The organism is Raoultella sp. T31 (assembly GCF_002806725.1).
In the GTDB taxonomy this organism is placed as follows: Bacteria; Pseudomonadota; Gammaproteobacteria; order Enterobacterales; family Enterobacteriaceae; genus Klebsiella; species Klebsiella electrica.
In genome coordinates, this window is sequence record NZ_PIBO01000007.1 from 98,053 (window position 1) to 113,175 (window position 15,123).

Annotated in this window: 15 protein-coding genes and 1 pseudogene; 6 read left to right on the forward strand and 10 right to left on the reverse strand. The window is 56.1% G+C overall.

Features of this window, described 5'->3' with window-relative positions; genetic code table 11:
- Positions 1 to 10 precede the first annotated feature (10 nt).
- Positions 11 to 1,130, forward strand: a pseudogene (locus CWM52_RS07200) (iron-containing redox enzyme family protein).
- On the opposite strand, the gene CWM52_RS07205 reads toward CWM52_RS07200, so the two are convergent.
- The gene (locus CWM52_RS07205) at positions 1,106 to 1,684 is read right to left on the reverse strand and encodes a TetR/AcrR family transcriptional regulator (RefSeq protein WP_100683477.1); all 579 of its coding nucleotides are present in this window, start codon (positions 1,682 to 1,684) and stop codon (positions 1,106 to 1,108) included. The pseudogene CWM52_RS07200 and the gene CWM52_RS07205 sit on opposite strands and share 25 nt — an antisense overlap.
- Positions 1,685 to 1,974: 290 nt before the next feature.
- Positions 1,975 to 2,865 (reverse strand): LysR family transcriptional regulator, encoded by an 891-nt coding sequence (locus CWM52_RS07210; RefSeq protein ID WP_100683478.1) that lies wholly within the window; start codon positions 2,863 to 2,865, stop codon positions 1,975 to 1,977.
- 99 nt (positions 2,866 to 2,964) lie between these two features.
- Between CWM52_RS07210 and CWM52_RS07215 the strand changes: the two genes are divergently transcribed.
- Positions 2,965 to 3,567, forward strand: coding sequence for a short chain dehydrogenase (locus CWM52_RS07215; RefSeq protein WP_100683479.1), 603 nt, complete (start codon positions 2,965 to 2,967; stop codon positions 3,565 to 3,567).
- A 109-nt stretch (positions 3,568 to 3,676) separates the two neighbouring features.
- Here CWM52_RS07215 and argE read toward each other — a convergent pair whose 3' ends face one another.
- Genes argE through CWM52_RS07235 form a run of 4 tightly spaced genes read right to left on the reverse strand, consistent with a single transcriptional unit; the run spans position 3,677 to position 7,221 of the window.
- Positions 3,677 to 4,828: an acetylornithine deacetylase gene (argE, locus tag CWM52_RS07220; RefSeq protein ID WP_100683480.1), complete on the reverse strand. Its 1,152-nt coding sequence runs from the start codon at positions 4,826 to 4,828 to the stop codon at positions 3,677 to 3,679.
- Positions 4,821 to 5,495: a DUF1028 domain-containing protein gene (locus CWM52_RS07225; RefSeq protein ID WP_100683481.1), complete on the reverse strand. Its 675-nt coding sequence runs from the start codon at positions 5,493 to 5,495 to the stop codon at positions 4,821 to 4,823. The genes argE and CWM52_RS07225 overlap by 8 nt, the downstream gene beginning before the upstream one ends.
- Positions 5,496 to 5,504: 9 nt before the next feature.
- Positions 5,505 to 5,927, reverse strand: coding sequence for a RidA family protein (locus CWM52_RS07230; RefSeq protein ID WP_004867660.1), 423 nt, complete (start codon positions 5,925 to 5,927; stop codon positions 5,505 to 5,507).
- Between the two features lie 28 nt (positions 5,928 to 5,955).
- The gene (locus CWM52_RS07235) at positions 5,956 to 7,221 is read right to left on the reverse strand and encodes a flavin-containing monooxygenase (RefSeq protein ID WP_100683482.1); all 1,266 of its coding nucleotides are present in this window, start codon (positions 7,219 to 7,221) and stop codon (positions 5,956 to 5,958) included.
- A gap of 586 nt (positions 7,222 to 7,807) precedes the next feature.
- Between CWM52_RS07235 and CWM52_RS07240 the strand changes: the two genes are divergently transcribed.
- Positions 7,808 to 8,140 carry a hypothetical protein gene (locus tag CWM52_RS07240; RefSeq protein ID WP_100683483.1) on the forward strand — a complete coding sequence of 111 codons (333 nt, stop codon included), beginning with the start codon at positions 7,808 to 7,810 and terminating at the stop codon, positions 8,138 to 8,140.
- 171 nt (positions 8,141 to 8,311) lie between these two features.
- The gene (locus CWM52_RS07245; protein WP_100683484.1) at positions 8,312 to 8,500 is read left to right on the forward strand and encodes a hypothetical protein; all 189 of its coding nucleotides are present in this window, start codon (positions 8,312 to 8,314) and stop codon (positions 8,498 to 8,500) included.
- Positions 8,501 to 8,665: 165 nt separating this feature from the next.
- On the opposite strand, the gene CWM52_RS07250 is transcribed toward CWM52_RS07245, so the two are convergent.
- Together CWM52_RS07250 and gss are read right to left on the reverse strand one after the other, a co-directional pair.
- Positions 8,666 to 9,847, reverse strand: a complete 1,182-nt coding sequence (locus CWM52_RS07250) for a PLP-dependent aminotransferase family protein (RefSeq protein ID WP_100683485.1) — start codon at positions 9,845 to 9,847, stop codon at positions 8,666 to 8,668.
- Between the two features lie 100 nt (positions 9,848 to 9,947).
- Positions 9,948 to 11,819: a bifunctional glutathionylspermidine amidase/synthase gene (gss, locus tag CWM52_RS07255; protein WP_100683486.1), complete on the reverse strand. Its 1,872-nt coding sequence runs from the start codon at positions 11,817 to 11,819 to the stop codon at positions 9,948 to 9,950.
- 279 nt (positions 11,820 to 12,098) lie between these two features.
- Between gss and CWM52_RS07260 the strand changes: the two genes are divergently transcribed.
- Together CWM52_RS07260 and yghU are read left to right on the forward strand one after the other, a co-directional pair.
- A complete protein-coding gene (locus CWM52_RS07260) occupies positions 12,099 to 12,659 on the forward strand; it encodes a DsbA family protein (protein ID WP_100683487.1) in 561 nt (186 codons plus the stop codon).
- Positions 12,660 to 12,775: 116 nt separating this feature from the next.
- Entirely contained in the window at positions 12,776 to 13,642 is an 867-nt protein-coding gene (gene yghU / locus CWM52_RS07265) for a glutathione-dependent disulfide-bond oxidoreductase (protein ID WP_100683488.1), read from the forward strand.
- 34 nt (positions 13,643 to 13,676) lie between these two features.
- On the opposite strand, the gene CWM52_RS07270 is transcribed toward yghU, so the two are convergent.
- Together CWM52_RS07270 and yghX are read right to left on the reverse strand one after the other, a co-directional pair.
- Entirely contained in the window at positions 13,677 to 13,964 is a 288-nt protein-coding gene (locus tag CWM52_RS07270; RefSeq protein ID WP_100683489.1) for a DUF2623 family protein, read from the reverse strand.
- A 215-nt stretch (positions 13,965 to 14,179) separates the two neighbouring features.
- A complete protein-coding gene (yghX, locus tag CWM52_RS07275; RefSeq protein WP_100683549.1) occupies positions 14,180 to 15,067 on the reverse strand; it encodes a YghX family hydrolase in 888 nt (295 codons plus the stop codon).
- Positions 15,068 to 15,123 lie beyond the last annotated feature (56 nt).

Genomic DNA, 15,123 nt, shown 5'->3' on the forward strand with positions numbered 1-15,123 from the left:
GGATAAATTAATGCGCACAGCTGAAAATCCTCTCGTCGGAAACAAACATCATTCCGATAATCCTTCCGACATGGACAAACTGCCGCTGGATGAAATGATTGACCGGCTCATCAACAGTGACGAACTTTCGCTGACGCTGACGGCCACTCCGCAGCTTGCAGAAAAGGTCTGGTATTTGATGGAAAACACCTGCATCAGGGCGTTTACTGCGGGCGATCTACAGGCGAAAAAATCTGCCCTCGGCGCGCTTTTCCAGCTTTACCAGACCTGGCTGGCTGAGCCGCTATCCATGGCCGCCAAAAACCAGTTTCACCCCCTGCTCACCAGGATCCGGAATTACATCGAGTCCGAATGGCTGCGGGCGGAAAAGAAACACATGGTTTGCCATAAACCGGTTCTCAACGCCGGGAATATTGTTGCAGAACTGCGTAAGCTGTGTGAGATGCACCCGGCCTCACATCACCCTCTGTTTGACTTTCTCGCAACATCAGCTTCCGCAACACAAATAGATTATTTCTTCAAAAGCGACAGCGCGCTGAATCTGCTTTTTTTCGATCTGGTCGCCATGGGGCTTGTCGGTTCCCTGCCAGAAACGCGCGCTGAAATTGCCCGGAATCTGTGGGATGAGATAGGCCAGGGAAGTCATGAAATCACGCACGTCAATCTGTATAAGGATTTACTGAAGCGTCGGGATATTGCCTTACCCGATAATCATTTTACCCATCTGTATGACTGGCAAGGACTTGCTGGCTATAACGCGTTCATGCTTGGCGGGGTGAACCGGCAGCATTACTACAAATCGCTTGGCGTGATGGCGATGACAGAATTACTCGATCCTCCCCAGTATCAAAAACTTGTCGCAGGTTGCCTGCGTATTGGGATGACAGAACGCGATGTGCATTATTATGCAGAACACATCACGGTTGATATCGGGCACGCCGACGGATGGCTGAATAACGTTATCGTACCGACAGGTAAAAGACATCCCGCGGCGATGGAGGAAGTGTACTTCGGCGCCGCGCTTCGCCTGCAAACCTGTAACGATTACTACGATCGCCTGCTGGAGACGTTACGCGCACTTGAAATACCTGGCATGGCGCGATGATCAGAGCGTCCCGCCTTCGGAATAAATAAGTGCTTTCGCCGCACTCCAGGCCGTCATTCCCGGGGGGATCTCCCGGCACTCAGATGACTCAGCCTGTTGGGCGGCGATTGCGCCATCGATAAGCATGACCATCATCATCGCCACCCGTTCCGCAGGCTCCGGTTTCAATACACTCACGAGAATGTCGCAAAAAAACTGGTAGAGACGCGATTTAAACGTCGAGCAGGTCACCCGGATAGCCTGGGAAGAAGCGCCATATTCGAAGAGCGCGCGGGTGAACATGCAGCCATGAAAATCTTCGCATTTAAACCAGTCGTTATAGTATTCAAAAACGGCAAACAGCTTCTCCCGCGCCGAGGCTTTATCCGCAACAATATTCTGCAGATCCTGCATAAACTCGAGTTCTTTCAGCTGTAAAATGGCGAGGATGAGCGCTTCTTTATCCGAATAGTAGCGGTAGAACGTCATTTTGGAGATGCCCGCATTCTCCGAAATCCGGTCAATGCTTGGCGACTGATACCCCTCTTTGTTGAACAGAGACATGGAATGGCGGAGAATTTCCGCTTGTTTTGGCTTCATACATCGTTTTCCTGTGAAAGGATCCAATATCAGCTTTATGCTGGAAATATTAAGCGCTCAACATTCAATTGATAGACGACTTCGCACGTCCCCCAACAAACTGCCAGCGCTAAGACCTTATCTCCAAAGATATGCCGTTCCGGGGGAAATCCCCTACCCTTCCATGCTGGCGTCAGAATCTTACCAGGATGAGCGGGAGCTTTCTATACAGGCCAGTTCAAAAACGAAGCCAGCCTGCTGGCGCGCCAGCTTTCGTCCAGGCCCCGAAAGAGCGACCCGATAACCGTCGCTTATAAATAGCGCTTTCCCTCGTTCAGCACATGCTCTACGAAGCGGGTCAGCTTCGGCAGCGGACGAAGATCCTGCCGCCAGAGTAAATGTACCGGACGTGGGTGGGGAGTATAGGCCTCCAGCACGCGCACCAGTTTGCCGCTGGCCAGCGCCTCGCTCAGTAAGACCTCCGGCTGCAGCAATAGCCCGGCTCCGGCTATCGCCGCCATGCGCAGGCCGTAACCATCATTGCAGCGCAAAATCGCATCGCGCTTCCAGCTCACCGCGTCTTGCGCGCCCGGCAATGTCCACTCATTGCGCGCCGTCCATACCGTATGGGACAGACAAAGATGATCGACCAAATCCGCCGGTACGACTGGAGTACCGTGACGAGCCAGGTAAGCGGGCGCGGCGCAAATCACCATCCGATAAGGACAGAGATATTTCGCCACCAGATCGGTGTGGTGAATATCGCCAATACGAATCGCCAGATCAAAGCCCTCATCGACGAGATCGATCATCCGGTTAGTCAGATCCAGTTCGATGCGAACATCCGGCCACGCCTGTAAAAAAGAAGCGGTCAGCGGCGCAATCACGCAGGCGCCAAAAGAGGTCGGCGCGCTGATACGTAGCGTTCCGGCCGGCGCCAGTCGCAATCGTTCGACCGAGCTTTCGGCAATAGCGACCTGTTCAAGTACCCGTTTGGCCTCTTCATAATAGACTCGCCCGGCATCGGTCAGGCTCTGGCGCCGGGTGTTGCGCTCAAGCAGGCGGGTGCCAAGCTCTCGCTCCGTCAGGGCGATATATTTACCGACCATGACCGCCGACATCTCCAGTCGCGATGCCGCGTCGGTAAAACTGCCGCACTCCACCGCGGTAATAAACGTCTCCATTGCGCGTAGCTTATCCATATTACAAACCCTTGGTTAGTAATCATCTAACTTTTAGCCAGTTTATCCGATAACTGTTTCATTAAAGAATAGAGGCTCACAACCGATCAGGAGTCAGTCATGAAAATTGTCGTTATTGGTGCCAGCGGTACCGTCGGGCGCGCCGTCGCCGAAGAACTGAACCGTCAACATGACGTCATTCGCGTCGGTCGCACTCAGGGCGACCTTCAGGTAGATATCACCTCTCAGCCGAGCGTCGACGCTCTCTTTGCAAAAGTCGGCCGGGTCGATGCGATTGTCTCGGCCACCGGCAATCTGTTCTTTGGCCCCCTTTCGTCCATGACGGACCGCGATTTCAACCAGGGCCTGCAGGACAAGCTGCTGGGGCAAGTGCGCCTGGCGCTTACCGGGCAGCATTATCTCAATGATGGCGGTTCGATTACGCTTATCAGCGGCATCGTGGCCCATGAGCCGATTGCCCAGGGCGTCAACGCCACGACGGTGAATGCCGGGCTGGAGGGCTTTGTCCGCGCCGCCGCCTGCGAACTGCCGCGTGGCATCCGCATCAACCTGATAAGCCCTGGCGTATTGACGGAGTCGCTCGCCGCTTATGACGGTTTCTTCCCCGGTTTCTCCAGCGTCCCCGCCGCCGCCGTTGCCCAGGCCTATCGCCGCAGCGTGGAAGGCATACAGAGCGGACGGGTGTACACCGTCGGCTATTGACCGCGAAGAGTGCGGGCAGTATCTGCCCGCTCAGACATTGCCTGCTCCCCCCGCGAAATAGCAGGGAAAGAGGCTTGCGACAAGGCGCCCGACCCCGGGCGCAAAAGATTCAGGAGACCGCCATCCAGTGGCGCAGATTATCCAGCATCGCCAGACAGCATTCCAACTGAGTCAGGGCAATAAATTCATCCGGCTTGTGTCCCTGCGCCATACTTCCCGGTCCGCAAATCAGCGTTGCCACGCCCGCTTCGTCAAACAGCCCGCCTTCAGTGCCGAAGGCGACGGTGGAGAAGGTATCATTGCCCGCCCATTGCGCCAGCCAGCCAGCAAAGGCCGACTGCGGATCGCTCAGCAGGCCGGGATACTGACTGAGCGGCTGAAAACGGATTGTGGCCTCCGCCGCCACCGTGCGCATCGCCGGCACCAGTTCATCTTCGGCATACGCCTGCAGTCCGCTGAGCGTCTCGTCGAGCGACAGGTCCGGCAAATGGCGGATTTCAAAATCGAACTGGCAGCGCTCAGGCACAATATTGAGCGCCGCGCCGCCCGTAATCAGCCCCACCTGCACGGTACTGTACGGCGGGTCGAAGCGCGCGTCCTGTCTGAGCGCCAGCTTTTCACCCAGCACGCCTAAGCGGGTAATCAGCTTCGCCGCATACTCAATAGCGTTCACGCCATCGGGGGCATAGGCCGAATGGCAGGCCTTACCGTGAATATGGCAGCGCATGGCTAATTTGCCTTTATGACCGTAGACCGGGCGCATCTCCGTCGGCTCACCGATAATGCACAGGGCGGGCTTATCCTTCGAGGCCTTAAGATGATTCGCCAGACTGCGGACGCCGAGGCATCCCACCTCCTCATCATAGGAAAAGGCCAGATGCAGAGGCATACTTAACGGTTGTGCGAGGAAGGCGGGAACAGAGGCCAGCACACAGGCGATAAAGCCCTTCATGTCGGTGCTGCCGCGCCCATAGCACAGACCATCGCGCAGGGTGAGCGCAAAAGGAGGGACCGTCCAGCGCTGGCCGTCAACCGGGACCACATCGGTATGACCGGAGAGCATCACGCCCCCCGCGCCCGGCGGCCCCAGGCGGGCATAAAGATTGGCTTTTTTGCCGTCATCATCGTAGAACAGCCGGGATGCAATGCCAAAACCGCGAAGAAAGCGGTTGATGTAATCGATCATCTCGAGATTGGATTCGCGACTGGTGGTATCAAAAGCCAGCAGCGTTGCCAGTATCGACTGCACCTCATTATTCATCGCCCGGAACTCCGTAACTGGGGGCCTCCCGCGGGTCGAGCGCGCGCGTGATATAGGCCTGCATCTGCGGCTCATAGGCCTGCCAGAGCGCGGCCAGTTCGCCAATGGGATCGTCCTCGCTCCAGTCAATGCGCAAATCCACCAGCGGCCACGAATAGTCATCCACGACCTTCACCGCCGCAGAGTGAACCGGGCCGGCCTCACCGCCGCAGGCCAGACCGGCCTGCAGCGCGGCCAGTAGCCGCAGCGCCATTTCACCTTCGCTGTGCTGGAAACCGGCCACCATCGCCTCAATGACCGCCGTGCTGGCCAGCATATTGCCAGCGGCGATGCAGTTCTCGCCTTCGGCGACATGATAGATACCGAGGGTTTTATCGCCGCTGAAGGCGGCGGTTTGTCCGTTGGCGTCGATGGCGATAATCTGCCGGTAGCGGCTGAAATCATCCTCCGCCAGCGCCCTGCGCAACGCGATGTCCGGCGCTAAACCCTGTTCCAGCTGCGCCAGCGCCAGCTGGCCCAGCGCCGGTAACGTGATGTTCTGACTGGATACCGCCCCCACTCCGGCCTGTAGCCAGGGACAGCGGGCGCCGACGGCAATGCTGGAGGAGCTGAGCGCAATACCAAACTGCCCGCTTTCCGGGCAATATGCTGCGATAGAAAAGGTCATCCTCGCCCCTTACTTCACGAAATCATCGGGAATAACGGCAATCACGTCGATCTCCATCAGCCATTGCGGCTGCGCCAGCGCTGAAATCACCAGCCCCGTGGAGATCGGGAAAACCCCCTTCAGCCATTTACCCACTTCCTGATACACCGGCTCACGATAACGCGGGTCAATGATATAGGTGGTGGTTTTCACGATGTGCGACAGGTCGCTTCCGGCCTCCTCCAGCAGCTGTTTGACGTTTTTCATCGCCTGCTCGGCCTGAGCCTGCGGGTCGCCCAAACCGACCAGGTTACCGGCAAAATCCGTTCCCACCTGACCGCGCACGTAGACGGTATTCCCGGCGCGAACCGCCTGGCATAAATCGTTATCCAGGCTCTGGTTGGGGTAGGTCTCTTTGGTATTAAACATGCGAATACGGGTATGTGTTGGCATCTTTTTTATCCTGTTTAATGGCGCGTGTTTAGCGCCGATCGGCAGCCTGGTACTGGCTGTACTTACGCTGGGTGGCAATATGGTCGGCAATGTGTTTCGCGTCATGCCAGACGCCCCAGATGAAGGTCGATCCCCGGCGCGACAGCCACGGCAATCCGAGGAAATAGACCCCAGGTTCGCTGGAGACGCCGCGTTGATGCTGCGGACGATGTTGCTCATTAAAAGCCTTCACGTTGAGCCAGCTGTAATCCACGGCGTAGCCGGTCGCCCAGATAATGGTGGTAATCCCCGCCTGCACGAGGTTCAGGGAGAGGAGCGGTGAAGTCATGCACGGCGGGTCAGGTAAAAACTCGCGGGCGGAAGGTTCTTCCGGCAGATCCAGGCCATTGGCCGCAATGTAGGCATCTGCGGCATCCAGCAGCGCCAGGTAGTTCTCATCCCCGCGGCGGATGTTGTCGCACAGATCCGGCTGGAAGGTCGCCGTCCCGGATTCAAAGGCTTTCGTCAGCCCGACCAGGGTGATGCCACGGTGCGCCAGCTCGCGGAAGTCCACGGTGTGCCCGCCATGGGCGCCGCTGACGGCGATAGTGACATGTTCTTTGCCCGGCGCGCTGGCGGGGGCATCCCACATGCCCAGCACCCCCAGCCACCAGCAAAAATCCCGGTTGCGGTATGCGCGCGGGGGACGATCGTGCGCGCCGACGGATAAATAGACCTTGCGGCCAGCGCGCTGAAGTTCGTCAGCAATCTGCACGCCGGAAGAGCCCGCGCCGACAACCAGCACCGCGCCCTCAGGAAGCTGCTGCGGATTGTAGTATCGGGCGGAGTGAATTTGATGAATGCCGCTCTCTTTCGGCGCAATCGCGGGAATGACCGGTTTTTGAAACGGTCCGGTCGCGGCAACAATACGCTGGGCTTCAATGATGCCCTCCGTGGTCTCGATGGTAAAACCCGGGCGTCCGCTGTTGCGCACTGCGCTTTTGACTTCAACGCCGGTACGCACCGGCAGATTGAAGGCCCTGACGTAATCTTCAAAGTATGCCGCGACATCGTCTTTAGGAATGAAACTGTCGGGATTGCCCCCCTTAAACTCCATCCCCGGAAAACGGTCGTGCCACGCCGGACCATTCGCCACCAGCGAGTCCCAACGGCCGGTTCGCCAGGCCTCAGCGATGCGGTTTTTCTCGATAACCAGATGTGAGATCCCCAGCGCCGTCAGATGCTCACTCATGGCAATACCGGCCTGACCTCCGCCAACAATCAACGTATCAATGTTCGTGTCTTCTACGGTCATAAATGTGTCCTTCGAATGGCGTTCAATCGCCAGGAATAAACCACTGCACAGGACCGAGGTTAATAAAGCGTAACAAGCAGGTAAATTATTATAAATTTAGAACCTGAGAATAAAATAGTGATGCAGAGTGCAGCACATTGAATCTACAAGGTAAAAAAATATTTCGCCGCAAACCGGGTAAAAATATAATGAGTCAAAGGGCGAATTATTCAAGAAAAATAAATAGCAAGTTCTTCGGCATATAAAAAATATCGCCAGAGAATCGTTTTTTCCTATGCAAACAATGCGCTTGTGGCGAGCCAGACGGCCCCCCCACCTGGCACGACAGCACGGAGTGTTGCGGCGATTCGGAATTGCCTGCGAAGCCGATACTTTCCGTTATTTTCGCTATCGTTAATGAAGCACCGTTAACATCACTTTACGTCATCGATAAAATTCAGTATTAAAAGCCAGTACCGGCGTTGATATATCCCATAAGCAGCCCAACGATCGACTGTTGTTTATTTTTTAGCGATGCCTGCGGGATGACATGCTGTTTGCGCAGCAGGTACACTATCCCCTCTGTTTCCTCTTCCTGACCCCATCGATGCTGAAGAAATTACCTTTTGTTATTCCGCTGCTGGCGCTGATCGCGCTGCTTGTCTGGTGGCGCACGCCGCACTATTGCGCAGAAGATGAGGCTTACTACCGCTCGGTGTTTTGCGTCATCGACCACCAGGATAGCCGGGCGTTTCTCCGTGATATGGAAAACATTGTCGAAGGCGGCAATTCCGATTATGCGCTGCACAAAAACCACTATATCCCGGCACTTGGCGAGCGAATGCGCCAGACCTGGCTACAGTTAAGTCAGGAAGAGCAGGACAGCATCCGTGAGGATCAGTCGCGCTGCCGCCAGTTGATGAGCGCAAAGCAGCGTTAACGTCTCTTTTGTATTCGCGGGCCAGGCGGCAATGGGCGACGCCCTGTCCCGCCCTCGTATTCCCACTCAAATAGTAAGGAAAAGCGTTCTTGCCCGCGACGATAAAAAAGAGTTGATCTGTCATGCACAAGCTCTTACTTTGCTAACCAGTTTTTCACATGAGATAAGACGATGCCGACAATAACAGTCAGTAGTATGCAAGAAGCAAAAGAGTTAATTCACTGCGGGAAATACAGGGAAATCGTGCTGAATTTTGATATTGATGCTGATGATTTCTTCACCCTCGCCACCACCCAGTCCGCGACTAAAGTCACGATGATCAACAGAAACAATCACTCACCGGTAAAAAAAGAAAAATAATAAAAAACCTCTGAGGTATTCTTTATGTGGCTATTTATTGGCACACTCGGCACGGCGTTTCTCTCCTCACTGATGCTGATTTGGCTCGATGACCGCATCGCCGAAAGCGACTAAACCAGATTAACACTCCGTGCCGCCCGGCGGCGCGGAGTGATTTATAGACAGCTACAGCGATTTCGCCAGACGTTCAACGGCCGTCATCAGCCCTTCTTCCGGGACCGTCGAGTAGGACAGACGCAGCGTACGGGTATCCGGATTATCGTGATAAAACGCTTCGCCGGGGACAAACACCACGCCGTTTGCCAGCGTTGTCTTCATCCACGCCATCGTATCGAACGAATAGCGGAAGCGAGCCCACAGGAACATCCCACCTTTAGGTCGGCTGAAGGCAATGTGCTCCCCGAGACGCGACTCCAGCGCATCCGCCAGCGCCACACACTTCTTACGATAATCCTCACGGATCAGCGCGATCTGGTTATCCAGGCGATTCATCGCCAGATACTCCGCCGTGATCACCTGCGACAGCATATTGGTATGCAGATCCGCCGCCTGCTTAACGATCACCGTCTGCTGCGCCAGCCAGTCCGGCATCACAATCCAGCCGATACGCATCCCCGGAGCGAGAATTTTGGAGAAAGTGGAGGTGTAGACCACCTGATCTTCGCAGCCCAGCTCAACCGCGTGCTGATACAGCGGACGGCGGACTTCATCGGTAAAGCTGATTTCGCCATAGGGATCATCTTCGATAATGACAAAATCATGCTGTTTCGCCAGCGCCACCAGGCGGCGACGGCGATCTTCGCTCAGGGTTTTTCCACCGGGATTGCCGAAGGTGGGCACCAGATAAACGGCTTTGACGCGGGTCGTTTCCAGCAGGTCGGCCAGCTGTTCAACCAGCATCCCGTTATCGTCGGTATCGACGCTGAGAATATTGGCCTGCGCCAGCTGGAATACCTGCAGCGCCGCCAGGTAGGTCGGGCGCTCAACCACAATCGCATCGCCCGGATCGAGCAGCGTGCGGGCCACAATATCCAGCGATTGCTGAGAGCCGGAGGTGATATAGACATGGCTGGCCTGGCAGTCAACGCCGCGCGCCTGACACAGTTCACTTACGGCCTGACGCAACGGCGGATAGCCTTCGGTCAAACCATACTGAAATGCATCGTTAAAGCGCCCGCTCATCACCTGCTGCACAGCCAGATTCAGGCCTTCGGTATCAAACAACTCCGGAGCCGGAATCCCGCCGCCCAGGGAGATAACGCCGGGCAGTTTACTGTGCTTAAGAAGTTCGCGGACGGCGGAGGGCTTGAGTTCACCCGCGCGGGCGGCGAGTCGCCTGTCGTGCATATTATTTTCCTTTTCTGTCTTGTTGTTTTCTTTGTGACTTAGCGTGTTTGCAGGATTTGTTGCCCGGACAGGTCGTTTACGGCGCTGTCCGGGCTGCCGGCTACCGGCCGTCGCTGTCTTTCAGCACAATTAACGGTTCGATATCACTCTCTTTTTTGACCACCAGCGAATCATCGCCGCGCAGACAAGTACCGCCGTAGTTACCGCCGACGGTAAACGTACACACCTGAATGTATTTACCATCCACCTTCGGCAGGCACCAGAGCTGCTGGTAAATATTTTTACGATCGACAAACTGCCCGCTGGTTTTATCCAGCACTTCATCTTGCGGACCAATCAAATCGATGTTGTTGCCGCAGCGGCCAGAGATAGGCTTCACCGCATAGCCGGTTTTCGCCAGCTCATCGTTGATCACAAAATCGGTATCCAGCAGATAGCGGTGGTTGGGGAACAGCGACCACAGTACCGGCAGAATGGCCTTGTTACCGGGGATCACCGTCCACAGCGGTTCGAAAACCAGCACTTCCGGGCGCAGCAGCACATCGATCAACCGCACGGCGTTTTGCGGATGCCCGGTACGGATCGGCACGGCGGCGTACTCATCGGCGCTGACTTCGCGCACCTGTTCGATGGCGGTTTCCCAGGCCCAGGTTTTCCAGACGCAGTTCACCAGACGCCCGTCGCCGTCGATCAGCTGCCCGGCGGCGTCCCAGTGCAGCTCATCAAGGCCAAAGAGGATCTTACTTTCGAACCCCGCCTGCGTGAGCGAGCGCTGGATAAACAGCGCGTGGTAGTTCTCCTCCAGATCCTTGTCCTGCATGATATGCACGAAAGGACGGGCGTGACTGTGTTTCCAGGCGCCCGCCAGCTCATCAAGCAGATTTTCCGCCGGGTTGTGTCCACTGCCGTAATAGCCCTGTTTCAGCCACTGTTCGAGGATCAGCCCGCCTTCGGTATGACAAGAAGCGGAGTCGGCGTTGTATTCATAGACCTTCAGCCCGCGCTCATCCATACAGAAATCCATGCGGCCGGTGATCATATGATGACGGCGTCGCTGCCATGAGAGACGCAGGCGCGGCCAGAGAATTTTGGGGATATCAAACAGCGCCAGCAGATTGTCATCTTTCATCACCTTATCGGTGGCGTGCAGGTACATCAAATGCAGCTCGTTGGTCGCTTTGATAAGCTCCTGCTCGGCGCTTTCGGTAATGGTGAAGTACTGATAGGGATCCTGATTGATGAAGTGACCATTGGCGGCCACGTAGGCTTTCTGCAGCGAATCTTTCTCGTTCAGCCAGTTACCGCGGAACTGGCCTTTATTCGGCAGTCTCGCTCCCTGAATCGCCATCGCTTCGCCCGGCAGCACCGGCTGCGGCAGACTGTGCTCGGTATCGGCGGTCTGAATCATCCAGCCTAATATTTCGGTATCGGCAAAGGTGTCTTTGATGGTGTAGAAACCATCTTTCACTTCCAGCGTTAATTCGCGAGTCCACTGCTGGCCCTGCGGCAGCGGCGCGTGAATCACGTTTTGCTCGGCGATGCGGACCTTATTGCCGACCAGCTGCGTAATCACCGCGACATGGCCGGTATGCTTAAACTCGCCGCCCTTCTGCCAAATCAGCAGCGAACCGGCTATCGGCGGACGGCGGGCGCCGTTTGCAAAAGCCTGTAGCGGCAAAATATTGTCATTAACCACTTCACGCAGAAAACGCAGGGAGAAGATTTCATAGGCCATGCCGACATCGGTAAAGACAAAACCGTAGGTGAGGAACAAAAAACGGCGCGCAAATTCAACGCACTGCCATTTGTGCCCCATATACTCATTGTCGATGTAACTGCGGAACGTGGCGTCATCCGGATAGTCGCGCGGATTTAAGCTGCTGTAATTCGATGAATAAATTGCTACGCCCCCCGGCGCGTAGCCTAACAATGTACCAAAAGGGGCATCACTACTTGTCGATCCTTTGCTCATTAGCCTGACCTCAAATTAATGCAGCCCGGGCAGTTGGCGGAACAAAACTCCCTCTTCTTATCCTGCCGCAGGCACTTACCAGACAGAGGTGCAATGATGATACCACTCATTGGATTCAGCGATCGTGCCCCGCGGGAAAATAACCCGGCGCCTTTGGGTAAAAGTGATATCGTTAGTTGTAATATCTCCCCGTAATACTTCAGGTTGCATTGCCGCTGACAACCGCCTGGATGATGCAGGGAACCATAACGAAGAATGAGACAACGTCAGGAGTTGATTATGAGCGCACAACCGCATCTGCAGGCTCAACCGCTGGTCTGGGGCCACGGCCCACGTACTTTTGAGGTATTCCTTGAGCCAACCTGCCCGTTTTCCGTCCGGGCGTTCAATAAGCTTGACGATCTGCTGGACGAAGTCGGCGCGGATAATGTGACTATCAAGATTCGCCTGCAGTCGCAGCCGTGGCATCTTTTCTCCGGCGTCATCGTGCGCTGCGTTCTTGCCGCCTCGACGCTACCGCACGGCAGAGAGCAGGCGCACAGAGTGTTAAAAGCGGTCGCCGACCATCGCGAAGAGTTTGAATTTACCGATCATTGCAGCGGGCCGAATATGGAGACCACGCCGCAGCAGATTATCCAGCGCATTGAGCACTACAGCCAGGTTCTGCTCTCTACGGCCTTTGCCCGCCCTGAGCTGCAGGCTGAGATTAAATGGCATTGCAAATACGCGCGACAGAACGGTATTCATGTCTCGCCGACCTTTATGGTCAACGGCCTGGTGCAGCCGGACCTCGGCAGCGGCGACGATATCAGCGTATGGGCCGCGCGGATTATGGCCTGAGTCCTCCTCGCCCCGGTTGCGCGACGCTGACCGGGGCCAATAAGCCTCACACTGTTAAACCTGCCTGGAATCTCCTGCTACACTCCCTCAACGGCTCACTAAAAAGGCAGGTCCTCATGTCAGAGAATAACTACCAACCCCCTAAAGTGTGGGAGTGGAAGCAAAACAACGGCGGCGCGTTCGCCAACATCAACCGTCCCGTCTCCGGCGCCACCCATGAAAAAACGCTACCGGTTGGCTCACATCCGCTGCAGCTTTACTCCCTGGGCACGCCCAACGGCCAGAAGGTGACCATCCTGCTGGAAGAGCTGCTGGCGCTTGGCGTGAGCGGCGCGGAATACGATGCCTGGCTGATTCGCATTGGCGAAGGCGATCAGTTCTCCAGCGGTTTTGTTGAGGTGAACCCCAACTCAAAAATTCCCGCGCTGAGCGACCACTCGACCACTCCACCGACGCGTGTATTTGAGTCCGGCAGCATTCTGCTTTACCTCGCTGAAAAATTTGGTTTCTTCCTGCCTAAAGATCCCGCAGGGCGGACCGAGACCCTGAACTGGCTGTTCTGGTTACAGGGCGCCGCCCCGTTCCTCGGCGGCGGTTTTGGTCACTTCTTTAACTATGCGCCGGTGAAAATCGAGTACGCGATCGACCGCTTCACGATGGAAGCCAAACGTCAGCTCGACGTGCTGGATAAACAGCTCGCCCGCAACCGCTATGTTTCCGGGGAAGAGTACACTATCGCCGATATGGCCATCTGGCCGTGGTACGGCAATGTCGTGCTGGGTGGAGTGTATAATGCCGCGGAATTCCTGGACGCCGGCAGCTATAAAAACGTCCTGCGCTGGGCGCAGGACATTGGCAATCGTCCGGCAGTCAAACGCGGACGAATCGTCAACCGGACCAACGGCCCGCTTAACGAGCAGCTGCACGAACGCCACAGCGCCAGCGACTTTGATACCCTGACCGAAGACAAGCGCCAGGCATAACCTCTCACCTACCGGGGGCTTCGGCCTTCGGTAGTTAACTTTCCAGCCGGTATCCCGCCATAAAGTAACGCATCGCGATACAGGAATGTCCTTCCCTGAAGAAATCCATGACCATGTTTCTGTCCAGGCCATAGCGGCGGGTGAGGATCCCGGCCTCCCAGGCGCTAAGCTGGCGATCGCCGGTTTTTTCAAACATGCGCTGAGAATAACCGAGGACAAAGCCACGTTTATAATCCGCGCAAAAACCGGCTGCGTTGCTGGCGCTTTCAGCCTGAGACGCCTTCAGCCCCGCCATTAAACCTTTGCCGAAATGGTTATCCATCGCTGTCTCCTTCCCATTAGGCTATTTTATTTGCCATTTTGGCCCTGGGCAGTGCTCACCATCCTCACGTACTGCGTGTACGCTCCGGTGGTTCCGCGCTGTCCGCGGCCAAACTGGCTGCAACAATCTACGCCTACTGGGATAGGCTCTTAGTCGTTATATACAAAATTATATATCGATTTTTTGAGCGAGTGCCAGCGCTATTTCCGCCCTTCTTAGCCGAGATATTTGGCAAACCACGCCAGCGTTCGCTGCCAGGCAAGCTCGGCGGCAGCCCGGTCGTAGCGCGGCGTGGAGTCGTTGTGAAAACCGTGATTCACCTGAGGATAGATATAGGCTTCGAACACTTTATGCTGCGCCTTCAGCGCCTGTTCATAAGCGGGCCAGCCATCGGTGATGGGTTTATCCAGCTCCGCATAGTGCAGTAGCAGCGGGGCATGGATTTTCCCGACCTCCGCGATCGGCGGCTGGCGGCCATAAAACGGCACCGCGCAGGCCAGCTCCGGGATCGCCACGGCGGCGGCATTGCAAACCCCGCCGCCGTAACAAAACCCGGTTATCCCCACTTTTCCGCTCGCCTGCGGATGCTTTTCCATAAAGGCGACGGCGGCAAAAAAGTCGTTCATCAGCTTCAGCGGATCGACTTTCTGCTGAAGCTCGCGCCCTTCGTCATCATTGCCGGGATAGCCGCCCACCGAACTCAGGCCATCCGGTGCCAGCGCGATGTAACCGGCTTTGGCCACCCGGCGGGCGACATCTTCGATATAGGGATTCAGTCCGCGATTCTCATGCACGACGATCACCGACGCCGGTTTTACGCTGGATTTCGTCGGCACCACCAGATAACCACGCACCTCGGCGTGACCCTCGGGCGAAGGATAGCGAATATACTGCGCATGGATATCCGGGTCGGTAAACGAGATCTGCCCGGCAAGCGCGTAGTTCGGTTTCAGCAGGTTAAACAACGCCAGGGCGGTCATGCCGCCGACGGCGTACTTTCCGGCCAGTTGCAAAAATTCCCTCTTGCTGATTTTGCCGTGCGCGTAATAGTCGTAATACTCCAGCAGATCTTGCGGAAAATCTTTCGCCGTCAGTCGCGTCATCATCTCTTCTCCGGATATTCCCCCCCTTTAAGCAAAGCAGAAGCTCGCGGTGACGC